The sequence below is a fragment of the Flavobacterium hibisci genome, from assembly GCF_020026925.1.
GTDB lineage: Bacteria > Bacteroidota > Bacteroidia > Flavobacteriales > Flavobacteriaceae > Flavobacterium > Flavobacterium hibisci.
Genome location: NZ_JAIQDW010000027.1, coordinates 1 through 21,630, shown reverse-complemented (window position 1 = coordinate 21,630; position 21,630 = coordinate 1). Strand labels below are relative to the sequence as shown.

20 protein-coding genes are annotated in these 21,630 nt (G+C 33.2%); 7 read left to right on the top strand and 13 right to left on the bottom strand.

Features of this window, described 5'->3' with window-relative positions; all coding sequences use genetic code 11:
* Window positions 1-72: 72 nt before the first annotated feature.
* The gene (locus K8B81_RS19225) at window positions 73-2,091 is read right to left on the bottom strand and encodes a M13 family metallopeptidase (protein WP_223683169.1); all 2,019 of its coding nucleotides are present in this window, start codon (window positions 2,089-2,091) and stop codon (window positions 73-75) included.
* 273 nt (window positions 2,092-2,364) lie between these two features.
* Window positions 2,365-3,750, bottom strand: a complete 1,386-nt coding sequence (fumC, locus tag K8B81_RS19220) for a class II fumarate hydratase (RefSeq protein ID WP_223683168.1) — start codon at window positions 3,748-3,750, stop codon at window positions 2,365-2,367.
* A gap of 329 nt (window positions 3,751-4,079) precedes the next feature.
* Here fumC and K8B81_RS19215 point away from each other — a divergent pair, with 329 nt between their 5' ends.
* A complete protein-coding gene (locus K8B81_RS19215) occupies window positions 4,080-4,259 on the top strand; it encodes a hypothetical protein (RefSeq protein ID WP_078226371.1) in 180 nt (59 codons plus the stop codon).
* A 119-nt stretch (window positions 4,260-4,378) separates the two neighbouring features.
* Here the strand turns inward: K8B81_RS19215 and K8B81_RS19210 are convergent, their stop codons facing one another.
* Together K8B81_RS19210 and K8B81_RS19205 are read right to left on the bottom strand one after the other, a co-directional pair.
* On the bottom strand, window positions 4,379-6,853 hold the full coding sequence (locus K8B81_RS19210; protein WP_223683167.1) for a TonB-dependent receptor domain-containing protein: 2,475 nt from the start codon (window positions 6,851-6,853) through the stop codon (window positions 4,379-4,381).
* Window positions 6,854-6,942: 89 nt separating this feature from the next.
* Complete coding sequence (locus tag K8B81_RS19205) at window positions 6,943-7,293, bottom strand: arsenate reductase family protein (protein ID WP_223683166.1); 351 nt, start codon at window positions 7,291-7,293, stop codon at window positions 6,943-6,945.
* A 114-nt stretch (window positions 7,294-7,407) separates the two neighbouring features.
* Between K8B81_RS19205 and K8B81_RS19200 the strand changes: the two genes are divergently transcribed.
* Together K8B81_RS19200 and K8B81_RS19195 are read left to right on the top strand one after the other, a co-directional pair.
* Window positions 7,408-8,343, top strand: a complete 936-nt coding sequence (locus K8B81_RS19200) for a CPBP family intramembrane glutamic endopeptidase (protein ID WP_223683165.1) — start codon at window positions 7,408-7,410, stop codon at window positions 8,341-8,343.
* Window positions 8,344-8,346: 3 nt separating this feature from the next.
* Window positions 8,347-9,390, top strand: a complete 1,044-nt coding sequence (locus K8B81_RS19195) for an AMP-binding protein (protein ID WP_223683164.1) — start codon at window positions 8,347-8,349, stop codon at window positions 9,388-9,390.
* Window positions 9,391-9,468: 78 nt separating this feature from the next.
* On the opposite strand, the gene K8B81_RS19190 is transcribed toward K8B81_RS19195, so the two are convergent.
* The 3 genes from K8B81_RS19190 to K8B81_RS19180 form a co-directional block, all read right to left on the bottom strand.
* Entirely contained in the window at window positions 9,469-10,683 is a 1,215-nt protein-coding gene (locus K8B81_RS19190) for an RsmB/NOP family class I SAM-dependent RNA methyltransferase (protein WP_223683163.1), read from the bottom strand.
* Window positions 10,684-10,825: 142 nt separating this feature from the next.
* Window positions 10,826-12,790 carry a KUP/HAK/KT family potassium transporter gene (locus K8B81_RS19185; RefSeq protein ID WP_223683162.1) on the bottom strand — a complete coding sequence of 655 codons (1,965 nt, stop codon included), beginning with the start codon at window positions 12,788-12,790 and terminating at the stop codon, window positions 10,826-10,828.
* A gap of 133 nt (window positions 12,791-12,923) precedes the next feature.
* Window positions 12,924-14,264 carry a hypothetical protein gene (locus K8B81_RS19180; RefSeq protein WP_223683161.1) on the bottom strand — a complete coding sequence of 447 codons (1,341 nt, stop codon included), beginning with the start codon at window positions 14,262-14,264 and terminating at the stop codon, window positions 12,924-12,926.
* A 119-nt stretch (window positions 14,265-14,383) separates the two neighbouring features.
* On the opposite strand from K8B81_RS19180, the gene K8B81_RS19175 reads away from it, so the two are divergent.
* On the top strand, window positions 14,384-15,445 hold the full coding sequence (locus tag K8B81_RS19175) for a beta propeller repeat protein (protein ID WP_223683160.1): 1,062 nt from the start codon (window positions 14,384-14,386) through the stop codon (window positions 15,443-15,445).
* Between the two features lie 95 nt (window positions 15,446-15,540).
* On the opposite strand, the gene K8B81_RS19170 is transcribed toward K8B81_RS19175, so the two are convergent.
* The 5 genes from K8B81_RS19170 to K8B81_RS19150 all read right to left on the bottom strand — a co-directional run bounded on the left by K8B81_RS19170 (window position 15,541) and on the right by K8B81_RS19150 (window position 18,570).
* A complete protein-coding gene (locus K8B81_RS19170; protein WP_223683159.1) occupies window positions 15,541-15,999 on the bottom strand; it encodes a sensor of ECF-type sigma factor in 459 nt (152 codons plus the stop codon).
* Between the two features lie 17 nt (window positions 16,000-16,016).
* On the bottom strand, window positions 16,017-16,427 hold the full coding sequence (locus K8B81_RS19165) for a hypothetical protein (protein WP_223683158.1): 411 nt from the start codon (window positions 16,425-16,427) through the stop codon (window positions 16,017-16,019).
* 33 nt (window positions 16,428-16,460) lie between these two features.
* Window positions 16,461-17,003, bottom strand: a complete 543-nt coding sequence (locus K8B81_RS19160) for an RNA polymerase sigma factor (RefSeq protein ID WP_223683157.1) — start codon at window positions 17,001-17,003, stop codon at window positions 16,461-16,463.
* Window positions 17,004-17,075: 72 nt separating this feature from the next.
* Window positions 17,076-18,245, bottom strand: a complete 1,170-nt coding sequence (locus tag K8B81_RS19155) for an SRPBCC family protein (protein ID WP_223683156.1) — start codon at window positions 18,243-18,245, stop codon at window positions 17,076-17,078.
* 136 nt (window positions 18,246-18,381) lie between these two features.
* A complete protein-coding gene (locus K8B81_RS19150; protein ID WP_223683155.1) occupies window positions 18,382-18,570 on the bottom strand; it encodes a hypothetical protein in 189 nt (62 codons plus the stop codon).
* Window positions 18,571-18,652: 82 nt separating this feature from the next.
* Here K8B81_RS19150 and K8B81_RS19145 point away from each other — a divergent pair, with 82 nt between their 5' ends.
* The gene (locus tag K8B81_RS19145) at window positions 18,653-19,033 is read left to right on the top strand and encodes a pyrophosphohydrolase domain-containing protein (protein WP_223683154.1); all 381 of its coding nucleotides are present in this window, start codon (window positions 18,653-18,655) and stop codon (window positions 19,031-19,033) included.
* A gap of 58 nt (window positions 19,034-19,091) precedes the next feature.
* On the opposite strand, the gene K8B81_RS19140 is transcribed toward K8B81_RS19145, so the two are convergent.
* A complete protein-coding gene (locus K8B81_RS19140; RefSeq protein ID WP_223683153.1) occupies window positions 19,092-20,162 on the bottom strand; it encodes a branched-chain amino acid aminotransferase in 1,071 nt (356 codons plus the stop codon).
* Window positions 20,163-20,467: 305 nt separating this feature from the next.
* Between K8B81_RS19140 and mnmD the strand changes: the two genes are divergently transcribed.
* Together mnmD and K8B81_RS19130 are read left to right on the top strand one after the other, a co-directional pair.
* The gene (mnmD, locus tag K8B81_RS19135; protein WP_223683152.1) at window positions 20,468-21,148 is read left to right on the top strand and encodes a tRNA (5-methylaminomethyl-2-thiouridine)(34)-methyltransferase MnmD; all 681 of its coding nucleotides are present in this window, start codon (window positions 20,468-20,470) and stop codon (window positions 21,146-21,148) included.
* A 151-nt stretch (window positions 21,149-21,299) separates the two neighbouring features.
* Window positions 21,300-21,497, top strand: a complete 198-nt coding sequence (locus K8B81_RS19130; RefSeq protein ID WP_223683151.1) for a hypothetical protein — start codon at window positions 21,300-21,302, stop codon at window positions 21,495-21,497.
* Window positions 21,498-21,630: the final 133 nt, after the last annotated feature.

The window sequence follows — 21,630 nt, the reverse complement described above, 5'->3', positions numbered from 1 at the left end:
TCGAAACATTAAAAAAATCCGTCTCAAGTAAATTTAAGACGGATTTTTTATATTTTGCATTTATCCGGAGTTTTACCAGATTTTCACTCTTTTTTCCGGAGCAAGGTACAATTTGTCGGTTGGTTTTACATTGAATGCTTCATAGAATTCAGGCACATTGCGAACCACTCCATTTACCCTGAAGTTTGCAGGTGAATGAGGATCAGTTGCTATTTGTTGGCGTAATGCTTTTTCTCTGGTTTTATTTGCCCATACTTGTCCCCAACCCAGAAATACGCGCTGAATCCCTGTGTAACCATCTAAAACAGGAGCTTCTTTTCCATTTAATGAAATTTTGTAAGCTTTGATAGCAATGCTTAATCCGCCAAGGTCACCAATGTTTTCACCAAGAGTATATTCGCCATTTATATTTAAATCCGGAAATGCTTTGAAAGCGTTATATTGCTCTACTAAAGCGTTTGTTTTTAATTTAAAAGCTTTTAAATCAGCTGCTGACCACCAGTTTTTCATTACGCCATCGCCATCAAAAGTACTTCCCTGATCGTCAAAACCATGACCAATTTCATGTCCGATTACGGCACCAATACCACCATAATTTACTGCATCATCAGCATTCATATCAAAAAATGGGGGTTGAAGTATGGCTGCTGGAAATACGATCTCATTTAACGTAGGATTATAGTAAGCATTAACCTCTTGTGGATTCATTTGCCATTCAGTTCTGTCAACTGGTTTTCCAAGTTTGTCCAGATTGCGTTGATACTCAAAAGCGATTGCTCTTTCTGTATTTCCATATAAATCGTTTTTATCGATAGTTACTTTTGAATAATCTTTCCAGGTATCAGGATATCCAATTTTAATCATGAATTTGTCAACTTTTCTAAGAGCTTCTTTCTTTGTGGTTTCACTCATCCAATCTAATTCCTTGATACTTTCTGAATAGGCTTTCAATAAATTCTTCACTAAAACAGTCATTTTCTCTTTGGCTTCCGGAGAAAAACGTTTTTTAACATATACTTTACCTACAATTTCACCTAAACCACTATTTACTTTCGTCACTGCACGTTCCCAGTCTTCTTTTTGTTTTTCGGTTCCATACATTGTCTTACCGAAGAAATCAAAATTTTGATTGTCTATTTCTGTAGTTAAACTTGTAGCTGCATTATGTATAACACCCCATTTTAGGAAAGTTTTCCATGTGTCTATTGGAGTAGATTTGATTATATTGTTTAGACTTTTCGTATATTCTACCTGAGTAACGATTATTTTTTTCTCTTTATCAAAGCCAGATGTTTTTAACATGGCAGACCAATCAAAATCAGGCATTAAAGTGTTTAAATCTTTTACCGGATAAGGATTATATAGTTTAATCATGTCCCGGGTATCTTCTTTCTTCATTTGCTTCGAGGCCAAAGCCGTTTCAAGTGCCAAAATCGTTTTAGCTTTTGCAGCAGAATTTTCCAGACCTGCTAATTTTAACATAGCATCAATATGTACTAAATATTTAGCTCTTATCTCCTTCATTTTAGCATCAGCAGAAAGGTAATAATCCCTGTCAGGTAATCCTAAGCCCCCTTGCCAGGTGACAGTAGTATATTTGGTCGGGTCTTTAAAGTCGCTATAAACCGAAAGCGCTAAAGGAGTATTTATTCCTAAGCGATTAGCACGTCCAAAATAAACAGCTAAATCTTTATAGTCATTAATAGCATCAATTTTCGCAAATTCAGGCTGAATAGGAGCAACACCTTTACTGTCTCGTGTTTTTCTATCTATAAATGAAGCATAATAATCACCTATTTTTTGTTCATCACTACCTTTAACATTGTTTGCTTTTGCAGCATCTTCAATTATTTCTTTTACCTCTTTTTGTGATTTGTCATAAAGAATATAACCAGCTCCATAGGAAGCTTTATCTCCAGGTATTTGAGTTTTTTTCTCCCAATTACCATTTACAAATTTGTTAAAATCATCCCCTGGTTTAACTAGTGTATCCATGTTATTTTTTATGATCCCGGACGTAAGGGCTTCTTTTTTTTGACAGGATACTGCTACTAGTAAAATGCTTACACCAGCTATCGCGTAGTTTCTCATTTAATTATGGTTTTAATAATAGATAATATAATTTTGATCATGAATATTCTCAATGAAATAGAATATTTACCGTGTTATAATTTTAAATCCTAATTCCTCAATCAATAAAAATATAACATTTAAACCAAATATAGTGAGAATTATTTGTTTTTTTAGAGATTAGATATGAAGATCCAATAGATGATTTTAATCAACTGTTATAAAAAAACGGTAGAAACTTTAACATTTTCTACCGTTTTAATACTACTTTTCAGTGCATAACTTTTAACTCCCCTACACCATATCTTCAGGTTTAACCCAGTCATCAAAATCTTCGGGAGTTACATATCCCAAACGAACAGCTTCTTCTTTAAGTGTAGTTCCGTTTTTGTGAGCGGTTTGAGCGATTTCAGCGGCTTTATAATAACCAATTTTAGTGTTTAAAGCTGTTACCAGCATTAACGAATTATCCACTAATTCTTTGATACGCTTGTAATTTGGCTCGATTCCCTGAGCGCAATGTTCGTCAAATGAAACACAGGCATCTCCTAATAGCCTTGCCGATTGAAGAAAATTAGCAGCCATGACAGGTTTAAAAACATTCAGTTCATAATGTCCCTGCATTCCTCCTAAAGAAATTGCTACATCGTTTCCAATCACCTGAGCACAGACCATTGTTAAGGCTTCGCATTGCGTTGGATTTACTTTTCCGGGCATAATAGAGGACCCGGGTTCGTTTTCCGGAATATGAATTTCGCCAATTCCGGAACGTGGCCCTGATGCCAGCATTCTAACATCGTTGGCAATTTTGTTCAAAGAAACAGCCAATTGTTTTAAAGCTCCGTGTGTTTCTACAATTGCGTCGTGTGCTGCCAGAGCTTCGAATTTATTTTCGGCAGTTACAAATGGATGACCGGTAAATTGAGCAATGTATTCGGCCACTTTTACATCGTAACCTTTTGGAGTATTAAGTCCCGTACCAACAGCTGTTCCGCCCAAAGCGATTTCTGATAAATGTGCCAAAGTGTTTTTAAGTGCTTTTAAACCGTAAGCTAATTGTGCAGCGTATCCTGAAATTTCCTGTCCTAATGTCAATGGAGTTGCATCCATAAGGTGTGTACGGCCAATTTTTACAACGTCTTTAAATTCGGCTGCTTTTTTTACTAATGTTGCATGCAGTTGTTCGATACCCGGAATTGTGGTTTCTACAACCATTTTATAGGCTGCAATATGCATTCCGGTTGGAAAGGTATCGTTGGAGGATTGTGATTTATTGACATCATCATTGGCTTTAATGAATTGTTCGCCTTCGCCAATTTCAAAACCTTTGAGAACCTGCGCACGATTAGCAATAACTTCATTGACGTTCATATTGCTTTGTGTGCCTGAACCGGTCTGCCAGATTACAAGCGGAAACTGATCATCTAATTTACCTTCTAAGATTTCATCGCAAACTGCTGCAATTGTATCTCTTTTTTCGATTGGCAAAACTCCTAAATCGTAATTGGCATAAGCAGCTGCTTTTTTAAGATAAGCAAAACCTTCTATGATTTCTTTTGGCATGGATCCTGAATCCCCAATTTTGAAATTATTTCTGGAACGCTCTGTCTGTGCGCCCCAATATTTATCGGCCGGAACCTGAACTTCGCCCATGGTGTCTTTTTCTATTCTGTATTTCATTTGTTATTTTATAATATGTTGTTTGAAAAATGTAAAATGTTATTTGTGAGATTTGAAAACTGAAGTTTCTTTTGAAAACAAATGTCTTAGCCCTGATGGAAGCGGTATCCTTTGCTGCCGGGGTTCGGCAGTAAAGATATAGCGGACAGCAGGAAACAGCTCCTGAAAACACTCCTGTTATTCTATTTTAAACACTTGAAAAAAACCCTTATTTAAAATGAGTATAAATATAACGATAATTGTCCTTTTAGAAAAATTGATTTGGTTTTTATTGGCAAGAAAAAATATAAAACCTACATTTGTGCTTACATTCAAAAATTCCGGAAAACATGTTTGAATTTTCACAGTACTTAGGTTTTTTACTTTTCTTGACCATACTAACTATAGGGTTTTGGTTGATGTTTTTCTTAGTTGGTTTCGTATCTTACTGGGTTACGGGTGCTAGCTGGGAAATGTTCAAAGAGAAAAGAGCAAAGAAAAGACAAGAAGAACAGTCAGTTAAACTTTAATTGATTTCATAAAAAAGGACCCGTGAAAACGAGTCCTTTTTTTTATGCTAAAAAATAAAATTCCAAATTCCAATCTGTGAAATTGGAATTTGGAATTTAGTTTTTGAAGTTAAACTATATTATCCCTGGAATTCACCACCTTCATCACCGCCGTTTCCATTATTCTTTGGTGTATTTTTATCCCTGTCAGTTTTTTTCATATTCAGCCTGTAGGTAAATGACAAGTTGATTTGTCTTTTTCTCCATTGAAATTCACTGTAAGAATTCACACTTGAGAGATTCGTTTCATTTTTCATTTTTCTTGAATTGAAAAGATCACTTACATTTAAAGCAATGGTACCTTTATCTTTTAAAACATCTTTGCTAAATGCTGTATTTACTACATAGTTACCCAAACTTTTTCCCTGTGCCGTATTTCTTGGACCAAAATACATTCCGGATAATTGCCAGTCAATTTTATAAGGTAATGATAAACGTGAATTTACTCTTCCAAACCATGAGAATGTTTCATTGTTTAAATTGGTTGTAATTTCTTCGCTTTGAGTATTTGTATACGTATAACTTCCTGTCGTTTTGACATCTGAAAGATTAAAACTACTGTTTATTTTCCAGATTTTAAACGGCGTGTAATTCAGTGTAAATTCAAAACCAAATTGCTGTTCTTTTGCCAGGTTAATCGGGCTGCTTAAAACAACCGGATTATTACCTACAAATTCTCCTGTTTCAGTTCTGACAAATGAGAACACATCTGTAGTGTATTCATAAAACAGCGAAGTACTAAAAGTTACTTTTTCCCAACGTTTTAAATAACCTAAATCAAATTTATCAGTAAATGACGGATCTAAATCCGGATTACCTCTAAACAAGTTAATATTACTGGAATAATTTGTGGCCGGATTCAGGAAACGTCCTCTTGGTCTCGACAAACGCTTACTGTAGCTCAAAGAAACACTGCTCGCATCTGATATTTCATAATTTACGAATGCGCTTGGAAAGAAATTATTGTATTTTTTCGTATTATAACTTGGCGTATCCAATAAATTAACATCAATAACTGTATCCTCCCAACGCAAACCAAACAAATAAGAAAATCTATTAACCTTAAAACCATATTGCGTATAAAATGAATTGATACGCTCATTGTATTCTAAAGTGTTAGAAAGATACCCACTAATTGGATTTCCCTGATTATCAGTCTTAACACTATATTCATTATCCATAAAATTAAAGTTACCTTTATAACCCGCTTCGAACTGACCACCATTTTTTAATGGCAGCACATAATCGGCCTGAAGCTGTAACTGTTCCTGGTTTTGATTATTAAAAGTCTGGTCAATAGTTGCAGGCTGACCGCTTCCGATTGTCTCATCGGTGATGTACGCATTATCCGAATCTTTGTCTTTAGAATATGAAAAATCTAACGTTAATTTATGACCTTTATCGTTGAAGTTTTTCAGGAAATTAGATGAATATTCAAAATCCCTTCCTGTATCGTTCCCTTCACTTAAGCGGTATCGCGTTGAAGTAAATACACGATTCGGATCAAAAGAATTATAATTTACCAAATCATTATTAGAGCCGCTATTATCTCTGTAGCTTATAGCATTTGTCCAATATGTATTAGGCGCTATTGTCCACTCCAGACCTGTTTTTGTCGATATTCCTTTTCTCAGACGTTCGGTGTCTTTGTCTTCATCGGTATATCCAATGATTTGATTATCTTTAATATTGGTAGAATTGGTTACACCAGCTCCTTCACTAGTTCTGTAATCATATCCGGTAGAAGTAAAAAAGTTTACTTTCTCTGTCTTGAAATTCAAATTGGCACTTGCTCCATACGTTTCCGGAACTCCGCCTGAGACAATAAAACTTCCGTTCAAACCTAAGTTTTTACCTTTTTTCAGCACGATATTCAGGATTCCCGCACCTCCTTCAGCATCATACCGAGCAGATGGATTTGTAATTACTTCCACTTTATCAATGGCATCTGCCGGAATCTGACGTAAAGCTTCAGCCATATTTAATGCGTTTGAAGGGCGTCCGTCTATAAAGATTCGGACATTTTCGTTTCCTCTCAAACTCACGTTTCCTTCAACGTCTACAGAAACCGAAGGGACATTTTCTAATACATCACTTACAGTTCCTCCTTTTACGATCATATCCTGACCAACGTTGTAAACTTTTTTGTCTAATTTAATTTCTACAGTTGACTTTTCTGCGCGAACCACAACTTCATTCAGTTGGGCTGCATCTTCAGAAAGATTAATTACTCCTAAATTCGTATCGTCAGAAATATTTTTCCCTTTGATTTCAGTTGACTTAAACGAAATAAATTCGATTTTTATATCGTAAGTCCCAGGTGCAACAGCTACTTCAAATTCTCCTTTTGGATTTGTAATTCCACCTGCAATCACTTTAGGATCATTTGCAGCTGTAATAGAAATTGTAGCATATTCAAGTGGCTGTTTTGAAATTTTTTCTAAAACTTTACCACTAATTTTTACTTTGTTCTGACCCGAGGGTGGTTGTTGTGCATAAATGCTTAATCCCGAAAACACTAACAGGATTAATATTGCAAATCTGATTTTTTTCATTACTTTTCTGATATATCTTTTTCTCTTAGACCACAAATATAGTCTTTGGTTTAAAAGAGAAAATCACAAAAAAATGTTAATACACTGTTTTATATTCCTTCTAAAAAAGAAGCCACTTTTTCCATATCCCGGCCAATAATCGCTTTTCCGTCTTTAATTACGATTGGTCTTTCAATCAAAATTGGATTCTCAATCATAGCCTGAATGATTTCTGAATCAGTTAATATTTTTTCTTTATAATTTTCAATCCAAATTTTCTCTTTAGTCCTGACAAGTTCAATAGGTTTCAAATTTAATTTCCCGATCAATTTCTTTAATTCATCAAAAGATGGCGTTTCCGTAAGATAAGGGATAATTTCGTATTCCTGATTTGATTGATCTACAAAAGCCAGACAGGTCCTTGATTTTCCGCAACGGGGATTATGATAAATTTGTATCATTGTATTTTTTTTTAAAATGTTGTAAGATAATTGAATTTAAAAAAGGTATTTTAGCTATCCCCAAAAGTAAGATTTACTTATTAAACTCAATTCTAATCTTAAATTTTTAAATACATGTTTTTAGAACAGGGAATTAAGCCTGAAAATAGCTTTGGAAAGTATATTTTAGGGTCTGTAATCATCATAATTGCTTCGTTTGTTGGTCAGATTCCTTTCAGTGTTGCATTAGTTTACAAAAGTTTTACAGATAAAACCGCAATTCCGTCTGATAACGATTCAGCCATGAAAGTATTTGAACCTAATCTTACTTTATTTCTGCTTATGATATCATTTGCTTTTGCTTTAGCAGGCGCTTTTTATGTAGTTAGACATCTCCATAATCAAAGTATTCTCTCCATTACAACCTCCCGAAGAACAATTGATATCAAGCGTATTTTATTTTCATTTTTTTTATGGGCAGGATTTTCCATAGCAAGCTTTTTGTTTGTCTACTTACAATCTCCTGAACAATTTGTTTTGAATTTCAAACCCGTTCCTTTCCTGATTCTGTTAGTTATTGGAACCTTGTTAATTCCGATACAAACCAGCACTGAAGAGTATATTTTCAGAGGCTATCTTATGCAGGGATTTGGCGGTTTAGCGCGAAACAGATGGTTTCCATTAGTAATGACTTCCCTTATATTTGGTTCCATGCACTGGTTTAATCCGGAAGTGACTAAAATGGGTAACATTATAATGTTTTATTATATTGGTACCGGTTTATTTTTAGGAGTGATTACTTTAATGGACGAAGGAATGGAGTTAGCATTGGGTTTCCATGCTGCAAATAATCTGATTGGTGCGTTACTGGTAACTTCAGATTGGTCCGTTTTTCAAACTCATTCCATCTTTATAGATTTATCAGAACCTTCAGCAGGTTTTGATGTTATTTTCCCAATAGTCATTATCTACCCTATTTTACTTTTTATTTTTAGTAAAAAATACAACTGGAAAAACTGGAAAGAAAAGTTAACAGGCGATATAACACTTACTGAAATAATAAAATATTAAATCATGATTGAATTAACACATAAAAATGTTCATAATCATTTTAAAATAAACGGACATCACCTCAATGGAGATGAGCTCAGCAGTATAGCTTACAGCTTTATTAAAGAAGGCGATCCTAACGAACAGGCAATTGGGGAATTCTTATTAGACTGGTTCGATGAAAAAGAGCATATCGAAATGCAAACATCCGGAACTACGGGGCTTCCAAAATTAGTTCGGTTACAAAAACAAGCGATGATACAATCTGCTTTAGCGACAGGTGATTTCTTTGGTTTAAAACCCGGAGACAAAGCATTACTCTGCCTTCCAGTAAAATTTATAGCAGGTAAAATGATGCTGGTAAGAAGCTTAATTTTGGGGCTTGATTTAGATATTACAGAACCAAGTACAACTCCTTTAGCACTAAATAAGACGATTTATGATTTTGTGGCAATGGTGCCTTTGCAAGTGCAGAATTCCATTAAAGCTTTAGAAAAAGTAAAAAAACTCATAGTTGGCGGTGCAAAAATGGATGCCGAATTAGAAGAAAAACTGTTGCCTTTAAAAACAGAAATATATGAAACCTATGGAATGACCGAAACCATTACTCATATTGCAGCCAGAAAAACAGGTGAAAAAGTTTTTACGGTTCTTCCTAATGTAAAAATTGCAAAAGACAATCGGGGATGTTTAATAATTACTATTCGTGCTATTTCTGAGCAACCAATTATTACTAATGATCTGGTAGAATTAATAACAGAAAACCAATTTACTTTTTTAGGAAGAATTGACAATTTGATTAACAGCGGCGGCGTAAAATTAATTCCTGAACAAATCGAAGCAAAACTGACAGGGAAAATCAATTCCCGATTTTTTGTTACAGGGATTCCGGATTCTCTTTTAGGTGAAAAATTAATTTTGGTCATTGAAGGTGAGAAACAAGTGTTTCAAGAAGATTTCTTTGATGTTTTAGATAAGTATGAAAAACCAAAAGAAATAGTTTTTATTCCAAAATTTAAAGAAAATGAAAACGGAAAACTGCTGCGTAAACCAAGTTTACAGGTTTAAAATCCAATTAAAAAATCCCAAACTCCATTTTTATTTTAAGTTGGAATTTGGGATTTTAAATATTTAAAAATTTACACATTATTTTTTGCGTTCTAACAGCGCCATATAAAAGCCGTCAAAACCTGAATCTGACGCCAGTAATTTACGGTCTTCAATAAAAGTAAATTGTTGTCCGATTTCAGTTTTAAGGAATTTCTCTACCTGTTCCTGATTTTCTGATGGTAAAACAGAACATGTTGCATATACCAATTTCCCTCCTGGTTTTACAATTTTAGAATAACTTTCTAAAACCTCAGACTGTACTTTACGGATGTTATCAATAAATTCAGGTTGTAATTTCCATTTAGAATCCGGGTTTCTTTTTAAAACCCCTAATCCGCTGCAAGGTGCGTCAATTAAAACACGATCTGCTTTTTCATGCAGTTTTTTAATCACTTTTGTTGTATTAATAATACGGTATTCAATATTAAAAGCACCATTTCTTTTGGCTCTTAATTTTAATTGCTTGAGTTTACTTTCATACAAATCCATTGCAATTAATTGTCCTTTGTTTTCCATCAAAGAAGCAATATGTAATGTTTTTCCGCCAGCTCCGGCACAAGTATCAACAACACGCATTCCCGGCTTTACATCCAAAAACCCGGCAACTAATTGAGAGTTTGCATCCTGGACCTCAAAAAGTCCTTGCTTGAAAGCATCTGTCAAAAACACATTTGCTCTTTCTTTCAAAACCAAAGCTTCAGGCTGATCTTTTAAATATTCTGTTTCAATATTTAAATCCATCAACGTGTTTCTCAGGTTTTCTTTCGTTCCTTTAAGCGTATTAGTTCTTAAAATAACTTTTGCAGGCTGGTTTTGGGCTGCAATTTCTTTTGCCCAGACTTTTTCTCCTAATTCTTTTGCTCCTAATTCATCCATCCAGTCAGGGATAGATTCTTTTAAAGCCCTAACTTTTGAAAGCTCGTCAAAACGACCTTTTATTTTTCTTTCAGGAGTTCCTTCTAATTGTCTCCAGTCCGGAATTGGATATCCTCTTAAAACGGCCCAAACTGCAAACATTCTCCACAGATTATCTCTGTCATAGGGTTCTTTAACTTCGGCAATTTCAGCATACAATCTTTTCCAACGAACAATTTCGTATATGGTTTCAGCAACAAACTTCCTATCAGAACTTCCCCAACGTTTGTCTTTTTTTAATGCTCTGGCTACCACTTTATCTGCATATTCTCCTTCATTGAAAATTGCGTTCAAAGAATCGATGGTAGTATAAACTAAATTTCTGTGTAATCTCATTTTTATTATTTGAGTTGCAAAGGTACTATTAATTGATTGAAAGTTAAATTTTTAATTTTGATTGTTGTTTTAACTTCCATTAAAAAGAAAAACACTCTGATAAAGCTTAAAAGAGTGTTTTTAATTTTTTTTGTAAAATGATTTATTTAATAATTCTCGTTAAACCTATATTCTCCGGAGCATGAAGCACCATTGGAAATTTTTCAATTTTTACTGAGCTGCTGTCTAAACCAAAAGCACTTTCTTCAGACAAACTCAATTTTTTAATTAAGAAATAGGAGTTCATGATTATCTTCTCATGCCATAATAAATCGGAGTCATTTGACAGGAATTTCTCAGACAATACGAATTTAAAATCTCCAACAATATTATTTTTATTCAATGATTCGTAACGGCTGGTAATATCAACCTCTCCATTTTTTACCATATCCCGAATAACTTCCCTGAACATTAGATTGATTTTGGTTGGCTCCCTAAATCCTAAATTGAAATCAATTCTGTAAATATCGTCTTTAGCAATTTCAGTTACTTTATATTGCGTTTTATACGGTTCCGTTAAAATATTGACATGTACAAACCAGTAGATATCAGCTCGTTTAGGACGCTTTTGCAAAATCGAATACATTACTTTTTGCTCTAATTCATCAACGCGGTTTGCATTTGTCATGTAAACCAAATGCGTTGCATATTTAGGAATAGATAAATCTTCACTCAGCTCCATCAAAACTTTTTTGTAATCGTCGATTTTAACAATTTTAGTATAGCTTTTATTAATTTGCTTGGCCACATACCATACGGTCATTACCGAAATCAGCATTATAGCAATAATTAGGGTTACATAACCGCCTTCCGCAAATTTGGTAATATTGGCAAGTAAAAAACAGCCTTCAATTACTAAATAAATGGTGATTAAAGGAACCATAAAATAGAGCTTCACTCTTTTCATTATTAGATAATAATTCAATAAAATGGTTGTCATAATCATACACAGTACAATTGCCAAACCATAGGCATGTTCCATATTACTTGACTTTTCAAAGTGCAAAACAATTCCGACACAGCCAAAAAACAACAACCAGTTAATGGATGGAATATACAATTGTCCTTTAACTTCAGTCGGATATTTGATTCTTACTTTAGGCCAGAAATTCAATCGCATCGCTTCATTTATCAAAGTAAATGAACCGCTGATAAGTGCCTGGGATGCAATAACCGCAGCCAAAGTTGCTATTACGATACCTACAGGCTGAAACCAGTTCGGCATAATTAAGTAAAATGGATTACCATTCTCTCCACCTAATCCCTGTAGAGTCTGTCCTTCGTGATGAATTAGATAAGCTGCCTGACCAAAATAATTCAGTACTAAAGTCAATTTTACAAAAACCCAGCTAATTCTAATATTTTTTCTTCCGCAATGCCCCATATCAGAATACAATGCTTCTGCTCCTGTAGTACATAAGAATACAAATCCTAATACAAAAAAACCATCAGGATGTATCGATAATAAATGGTAAGCATAATATGGATTAATGGCTTTAATAACTTCCGGATGATCTAAAATCTGAATAACTCCTAAAGTTCCAAGCATTGCAAACCAAATAAGCATCATTGGCGCAAAAAACTTACCAACTAACTTAGTACCAAACTGTTGAATTGTAAACAATACAAATAAAATTCCAATAACAATTGGTATTGTATTTATTTCAGGGTAATATGTTTTTATCCCTTCAACCGCAGAAGACACTGAAATGGGCGGTGTAATAATCCCATCTGCCAATAAAGCACTACCACCTATAATAGCAGGTACAATTAGCCATTTTATTTTGGTTTTCTTGACTAAGGCATATAATGCAAAAATACCTCCTTCTCCATGATTGTCAGCACTTAAAGTAATAAGTACATATTTAATAGTCGTTTGAAGGGTTAATGTCCAGAAAACACAGGAAATACCTCCTAAAACAATATCTGCATCAATAGAATGGTCACCAAGTATGGCTTTCATTACATATAATGGAGAAGTACCAATATCTCCATAAATAATCCCTAATGTAATCAACAAACCACCTATAGACAACTTACTGTGTAAGTTTTTATGCGCTGCGCTCATGTATAATTTTATAAAAGACGGTTGCAAATTTACTCTTTTAAAATAAATTAGCGTCAATTATAATTTAAAATAACAAAAAAAACACAACCATTAGATTGTGCTTTTTTTTGATTTAAAAAGTTTATTTTTAATATTAAATTCTTCTTCCGCCACCTCTTGACTCTGAAGTATTTCCTCTTTGTGAATTCCCTCCTCCTCTTGATTCCTGACTTGCTCTTGGAGACTCAGAACGTTGCGAAGCTTCCTGTCTTGCAGGTCTGCTTTCAGATGACGATCTGTTTTGTGCATAACCTCTCGAAGATTCTGCCCTTTGACTTGAAGCCGCTCTGTTTTCACTCATTCTGTTTTCAGAGTTACCTCTTGAAGAATTCATTCTGTATTCATTAGAATTTCCTCTTGATTCATTTCTTGAGTTGTTTTCAACTCTTGCCGGGCTATTAACTGTTGTCGAATTTTCTCTTCCGGAAGCTACCCTGTTTGAATTAAAGTTTCTGTCAGACGTCTTTCTATTATCATTAGAATTGTTTCTGGACTCGTACCTTTGATTATTTTCGACTCTCACCGGATTACTGTTTCTGTCCGAAGCACTTCTGTTTGAATTATAGTTCCTGTCAGACATATTTCTGTTATCGTTATAACTTCTGTTTGAATTTCTGTTTTCTGTAGAAATTCTTCCAGAATTAGATCTATTAGTGCTGTAACCATTTTGGTTTCTGTTATACTCTCTGCTTGCAACACGTCTTTGATCTAAATCATATCTATTGCTTACATTCGAATGTCTGTGAGAAAAACTACGGTCAGGGTATTGTCTTTCATATCCATAAGAACGTCTGGATTCATATATTACAGGCGCTCTGTAACTTCTTCTGTTACTTACATAATTATAATGATTGTTTACATTGATACAAACATCCACATTTCTTCTATATCTATAAATTGGGTAAGGTCTCCATGCTACGTAATAGGTTGGAAAAAAATTCCATGTCCACGTAGAGTAATAAGGTCTATAGTTTGTAACCCAGAATGATGAATAAATAACTGGTGTTACGTTATAAACCGGCTCATAAATATAATTTGGGCCGTAAAAATAACTGTTACCTACAACCTGAATGCTCACTTTATTATAATTATCCCTTTCTACATCTATAGTTGCAATATCCTGATAAACATCACGATCAAGAACCGACTGTATAACAATAACGTGAGTTCTGTTTTCTACAGTTTCAATAACACGTAAATAATCAACCTGATCATCATTATTCAAATCAAGATTTGAAATTTGATATTTCGGATCATTTAAACGTCTTTCAAAATCCTGAAGATTAGCTGACTCTCCAAAAATAGAAGCCACAGCCCTTAAATCTAAATTATCACTGATATCGGAGTTTTTTGCGTAAACAGTCGTTTGGCTTTGTACTGCACAAGAGCTTAAACCTATAGCTACTAAAGCTAAAAAAAGTATTTTGGTTTTCATGGCAAATCATATTAAGATTAATATTCTGGAATATCCAATTACTGTGCCAGAAAAAAAACAAAATATATTTTACTTGTTGTAAATAGTTGTATTTTAGCAACAACTAAATCTTAACTTATATGAAAAAAGTAATGTTATTTTGTAGTGTCTTTGTTTTATTCCTATCTTTTAAACCATTGAATTACAGCAACAAAACAGCTTCTTATGGCGGTTTTACATCAATGGAAACAGACACCTTATTTCAGGACAAAATCAGTATCAGGGCAATTTCTATTGACAAAAATAAAGTTTGGTATGGTGCCGATAACTCCCGCTTTGGGTATTATGATTTAGATAAAAAAGAGAAATTTGAAGAGCATATTTATCGTGATACCTTAAAATTAGAATTCAGAAGCATCGCTCAAACTTCAAAAGATGTCTTCTTGTTAAGTGTCGGAAATCCGGCTTTACTTTATTCCGTTTCTAAAAAAACACAAAAAGTAAAATTAGTTTACAAAGAAGTTAATGAGAAAGTCTTTTACGACAGTATGCAATTTTGGAATGATAAAGAAGGAATTGCTATTGGTGATCCAACAGAAGATACTTTTTCAGTAATTATAACCCGTGACGGAGGAGAAACGTGGGCAAAATTATTATCAGATAAGTTACCAACCAATGCCAAAGGCGAAACAGCTTTTGCTGCCAGCAATTCAAATATTGTTATAAAAGGAGATGACACATGGCTCGTTTCAGGAGGAAAAAAATCACGTGTTTTTTATTCTCCGGATAAAGGTAAAACCTGGAAGGTAATTGAAACCCCTATTGTCCAGGGAAAAGCAATGGCTGGGATTTTCACAGCAGATTTTTACGATTCAAAACATGGATTTATTGCAGGAGGTGATTATGAACTTCCAAACCAAAAAAAAGACAACAAAGCTTTTACAACTGATGGTGGCAAAACATGGGAACTAATTGGTCAGGGCATGGGTTTTGGGTATGCATCATGTGTGCAGTATGTGCCCGGGGGGAATGGCAAAGAAATTATCTGTGTTGGTTCTGAAGGAATTCAGTATTCTCAAAATGGCGGTGCCAACTGGACTCAATTATCTACAGACACGAAACTTTTTACCATTCGTTTTGTTAACAGAAATACAGCAATTGCTGCAGGTTATAATAAAGTTATCAGATTACGATTTAAATAAAAATAACAAGACCCCTAAATAATAAAGTAAGTATTATTATATAGGGGTCTTATCGCTGTTGTTCCTTGTGGTATTTGGGGACGACTATGTTTTTATTAGTTTTTACCTGCTTTTTCCTTATATTGTTTCAACAATTTTCGGTTAAAATCATCTTCTGATTTTTTAAGTTTTAATATTTTCTTAGCAGAAAGCACTTTGCGAAGATTACTCATATATTTTTCTCTTAAATAATACAGTTCTTTGTCTGTACTTTCTATTTGAGACAATAAAGCAGAAGCTTCTTTTTCTGAAAGCGAATTAACACTGTCATCATTTAATTTCCGAAAATACGTTTTCATTTTTTCATGCCGTAATTCATATTGTTTATCATCAAAAGCATTATAAATTGGCCAGAATTTTTCAGCTTCATTTGATGTAAGTTCCAATTCTGTAGTCAAGAAAGACACCTTGTAAGCTTTAATCTTTTCGCGTTTTTCATCTATTTTTTCACTTTGTGCATAAAATGAAAAGCTAACTAAAAACAGTACTATGGGCAGTATATTTTTGATTTTCATCTCTATAGTTTTTATTTTTATTCTGAAATTAAATTTTCAATGTTTGGATTTGAAGACAAAACATCTTCAAGTGTTTCCTGTTCAAGAACCACATTTTTATTTATTGCTTCAATATCTTTAGTGTCTAATTCACGGATTAAATCATATTGATTTATACCAGACTGATAAGATAAATATGTTTCTAAAGTAGCCTCATCAAGTTCTTTTGATTTATTGTAATTATTTACTGCCGGAATCATTAATGCAATAAAAATTACTGCAGCCGCAATCATCGCAATAACCTTTTTACGTTTGTAAATAGGAATTACTTTCACTTCCCTTTCATTGATTTGCTGTAAAACCTTTGCTGAAAAATCATCAAAATAATGATCCGGAGTTTTAAATCCGGGAGTTATTTTAGGTTCGTTTTCTAATTTAAATGTTTCCATAATGTTTATAAGATATGTTTTATAACAAAAGGTTTAATTTGATGTAACATATAATTCAATTTTTTTTACGGCATGATGATAAGAAGCCTTCAACGCACCAACTGATGTACCTAGAATTTCTGATATTTCTTCGTATTTTAATTCTTCAAAATACTTCATTTTAAAAACCAATTGCTGTTTTTCAGGCAATGTAACTATAGCTTTCTGAAGCTTTATTTGAATTTCATCACCATCAAAATAAGTATCAGATTTTAAATTTTCAATGGTTTTGTTCTGTAAAGCTTCTGATGTCAAACCATTTAATTTTGCTTTCTGGCTTAAGAAAGTAAGCGCTTCATTGGTTGCAATTCGGTACATCCATGAAAAAAGTTTACTTTCTCCTTTAAAATTTTTCAGATACTGAAATACTTTTACAAAGGTGTTCTGCAAAACATCGTCAGCATCATCATGATTGAGAACAATATTCCGAATATGGGAATATAACGGTTTTTGATATTCTTCCAAGAGTATATGAAACGCTGCATTTTGCGTTTCAGGATTTAATAATTGTGCTATAAATTCCTTCTCGTTTGTCAAGTCTTTTCGCTATCTTGTTAGTTTGAATGAATTTATCACAAAAGGTTTAATCAGGTTTTTATATTTTTTTTTTTAAAACTCTGAATCTTCCTCTTCTGCAGCTTTAGTTTTAGCAGGAGGCGCTACTGCAGGTTTCTTTACAGCCGGATCAGTTGTGGTTTTTTGAGCGGCCGGATCAGCTTCTGGTTTGTAAACAGGAGCTTCCTCTACAACAGGTTTTACTTTGGGTATGATCGGATAATAAATTTCAGTTATTAGTTTAGAAGAACTTTTCACATCTAATTTACCCGCCGTTAGAATTTCAAGATGCGACCAGCTTAAATCCGGAACAAGTTTTTCTTTATTAATGAAAGCTGTCGTTTTTGAAATTGCTTCATTAGTATGTAAATAATCTCCTTTTAAAGTAGTTTTTACAGCTTCAAAACTATTTAACTTACCAGATAAAATATCACTTCCTGCACTTATAGAAATTTCCTTATTTATTGGTAAACAGATTGAAATTTTTGCCAAATTAGTTTTCGTATCATAAGTATGATAAATAATAAAAGGCTTTCCGCTTGTATATAAATTATTTGTTTTGCTAAACTCTATTAATTTTGGAATAACAATCCTGGCATTTTTATTTACTTTCTGAATTTCGCTTGTAAAAGTCTGTTTTATATAGAAACTTTCTGTTTTTTTCACAACACCATTTACTTTTATGGCATACGTTTTAGTTTCGTAATCCAGATTCTTATCAATATTAACAAGCGTTTTTTCATACATGGTTCCTATAATTTTATCAGAACCGCCATTCAAAACAGTGTAAATTTTAAATAAAAAACTCATTTCACCTTTTGCTTTCCAGGTAACTTTTGTTTTTCCGTTAAGGGTATCTTTAAAAATCCAATTTACATCTGCATCTGTTCCATCAAAACTGATTTTCTGATGAATGCTCTCCCCTTCTTTCGCCTGCAATGTTATTGCAGTTCCTTTTCCTTCGCTGTTTTCCCATGAAAATGAAGCTCCGTTTCCAACCGTTTTTTCCGGAAATGACATTTTTATTGACGGATCTTCAACAGCCCATGATTCAAAATCTTCAAAATTCCTAAAATCATTTACATAATGATACACTGTTGCTCTGGGTGAATTAATCACCTTACTTCTCTCAACTGTAAAAAAACCTTTTTGAGTAGCTACAAAAACAGTTAGAGCAATAAAACTTAATAATAATAGAAGAAAAAGATATTTTAGAATTTTCATTGTGTAGGCTGTTTGGTGTCGTAAAGTTATAAATTTATTGCTGTGTTATGAATAACAAAAAAAATAAAAACGATTCTTTTTATTATATCACATCAAAACATATAACAAACGATTTTTAAAAGTTTAAAGTATAATTTTATCTTTTAAAAAAGAATTTGATTAAAAACAAAATAACGATAAAAAGCAGAAAACCAATTAACACCTTATAATTTCCTTTGTAGAAAATTTTGTGTAAGGCAAGATCTTTTCGATAAGCAAAAATCATTACGATTACAAATGCAATAAAAAAACAGACTGCGAATATTAATTGTCCCTGACTAAACATAGTTGAAAATTATTTTTAGCAAATTTAGAGAATTGTATATGAATTGTTGCTAATTTGCCGATCCAATTAATAAAATAAAAAAATGAAAAAACAGCTTGATGCAGTAACCGAATTTCATACTGCTTTTAAAATAGGCCACAGCCAGGCTCCTATTGCCGACATTGGAGAAACTAAAAAATTACTTCGTTATAATTTAATGAAAGAAGAAAATGAAGAATATCTCGAAGCTGTACAAAATAATGATTTGGTAGAAATTGCTGATGCTCTTGGAGATATGATGTATATTTTATGCGGCACCATTATCGAACACGGCCTACAGGATAAAATAGAAGCTGTTTTTGATGAAATCCAACGCAGCAATATGAGTAAATTAGGCGAAGACGGACAGCCTATTTATCGTGAAGACGGAAAAGTAATGAAGGGTCCGGCTTATTTTAAACCTGATTTTTCAAAACTTTTATAAAAACAAAAACCCGACAATCAGAATGTCGGGTTTATTTTTATCAAATTTTATTTTTAAACTATTGAACTTTTACAGTCCAGCCAAAAGTATCTTCAGCAAGTTTATTTTGAAGATTAGTCAATTTTTCTTTTAATAGAGATGCATAAGAGTTCTCCACCGGAGTCATTTCATAATAAACATCCTGGTAAGAGAATCCTTTAATAACACTTATAACAGCTGCAGTTCCTGCACCAAAAATCTCTTTCAACGAACCATTTTTAGCTGCTTCAACCAGTTCTGAAACGATAACAGGACGAACTTCAACATTCAAACCTTCTTTTTCAGCCATAGCAATTAAACTTTTTCTGGTAATACCATCCAAAATCCTTTCACTTGTAGGTGCAGTCAATAATGTGTCATTAATTCTAAAGAATACATTCATTGTACCGGCTTCTTCCAGTTTAGTATGTGTTGCATCATCTGTCCAGATTACCTGTTGAAAACCATCTTTGTTGGCAAGATTGGTTGGATAAAACTGAGCAGCATAATTTCCAGCAGCTTTTGCAGCACCAATTCCACCATTAGCGGCTCTACTGTAATGCTCTGCAATGATTACTTTTACTTCACCTGCATAATACGATTTTGCAGGTGAAAGCAAAATCATAAATTTATATTCGTCAGATGGATTAGCCACAACTCCCGGGCCTGTAGCAATCATAAAAGGACGAATGTACATACTGCTTCCGTTTCCTCTCTGAATCCAGTCTTTATCAATTTTCAATAATTCATTCAGGCCATCCATAAAAACAGATTCAGGTACTTCCGGCATTGCCATACGCACCGCTGAATTGTTAAAACGCTTGTAGTTTTCATCAGGTCTGAACAACCAAACATCATTATTTTCATCTTTATAAGCTTTCATTCCTTCAAAAATTGCCTGACCGTAATGAAAGACTTTAGAAGACGGATCCATTAAAATAGGAGCATACGGCTTAATGACCGGTGTTTGCCATTCCCCATTTTTAAAATCACATTCAAATAAATGGTCTGTAAATACAGCACCAAAGCTTAAGTTTTCAAAGTCTACACTACTAATTTTAGAAGAAGTGGCTTTTCTGATTTCAATTTTGCTTGCTTGAGTTGCACTCATAATAATGTAAGTTTTACTTAATTTTCATCACCAAAGAAGCATTCTTAAAGTGATAATTTGATATAAAATAGAATTTATTGAATGCAAAATTAAGTAAAAATATATAATTTACTTGCTAAAAAACCATTAATTCCCTCATTTAACTGCGATTTATTTATCTTGTAATAAACTTAAAATTTTAGCTGGTTTTTATAAAGAATTTATGAAAAAAGCTTAGTTTTTTAGGGCTTTACGCATTTGTTTTAAGTAAATTTGGCATAAAACATATTTTTTAGTTTAAAATCGAATAATAAATTCAGGATGTAATGAAAAGAGAAATTATTAAAACCCTAGATGGCTCAACCACAATTCATTTACAGGAATGGGACGAATGTTATCATTCGAAACATGGCGCTATTCAGGAAGCTAAACATGTTTTTATAAAGAACGGCCTGAACCTGTTTGAAGGCAAACCGGTAAATATCCTGGAAATTGGTTTCGGAACAGGCTTAAACGCTTTTATCACCTTTCTTGAAGCAAATAAACAACTGCAAACTATTGACTATACGGGTGTAGAGGCCTATCCCGTTGATTCCGCAGAAGTTTTAGCCATGAATTATGTTTCAGAATTAGAAGCCGATTCTTTTGAAAACATCTTTAAAAAAATGCATGATTGCGAGTGGAACGAGAAAAACAATATCACTCCTGATTTTTCATTAACGAAAAGAAAACAATTGTTTCATGAAATAGACGATTTTGAAACTTTTGATTTAATTTACTTTGATGCCTTTGGTTACAGAGTACAACCTGAATTGTGGAGTACCGAAATTTTTCAGAAAATGTACAACAGTTTAAAACCAAATGGTGTTTTAGTTACTTATGCTGCCCGCGGAGTTGTTAAAAGAAGTATGATCGAAGTTGGTTTTACAGTTGAAAAATTAGCAGGTCCTCCCGGAAAAAGAGAAATGTTTAGAGCTGTAAAACAATTCACACAAGCTTATTTATAGTAAATCTAAATTGATTTATATTCAGTAAGAAAACGTATTCGCTCTTAATATTTTAAAAAAAATAAGTTAAAAATATCTTTTATATATGATATTTGTTTAAATTTGGCTCGAGTTTAAAAATAGAGATAACCCCCCAAAATCTTATTTTATTATGTCAAAAATGATGTTTGATTACACGAAATCAATACTCGAAAGAGTAAGTTTCGACCCGGTGCTTTTTTGTAAAGAATTAGAAAAAGCTATTAAAACACTGTTACCTTACGAAATGGAACAATTGCAAGAATGGTTATTACACTTTATCGTCGAAAAACCAGAATTAAAAGAATGTTTACTATTAGTTAAAGTATAAAAAAGGAAAGAGGCTGTCTCAAAAGGACAGCTTCTTTTCGTTTATAAAAAATTAAGATAGCTATAAAAAATTAATTCGGTTTTCGGAATTCGGCTTTAAAGATGATTTTCCTTTTTTTGACTGATTTTTAGGC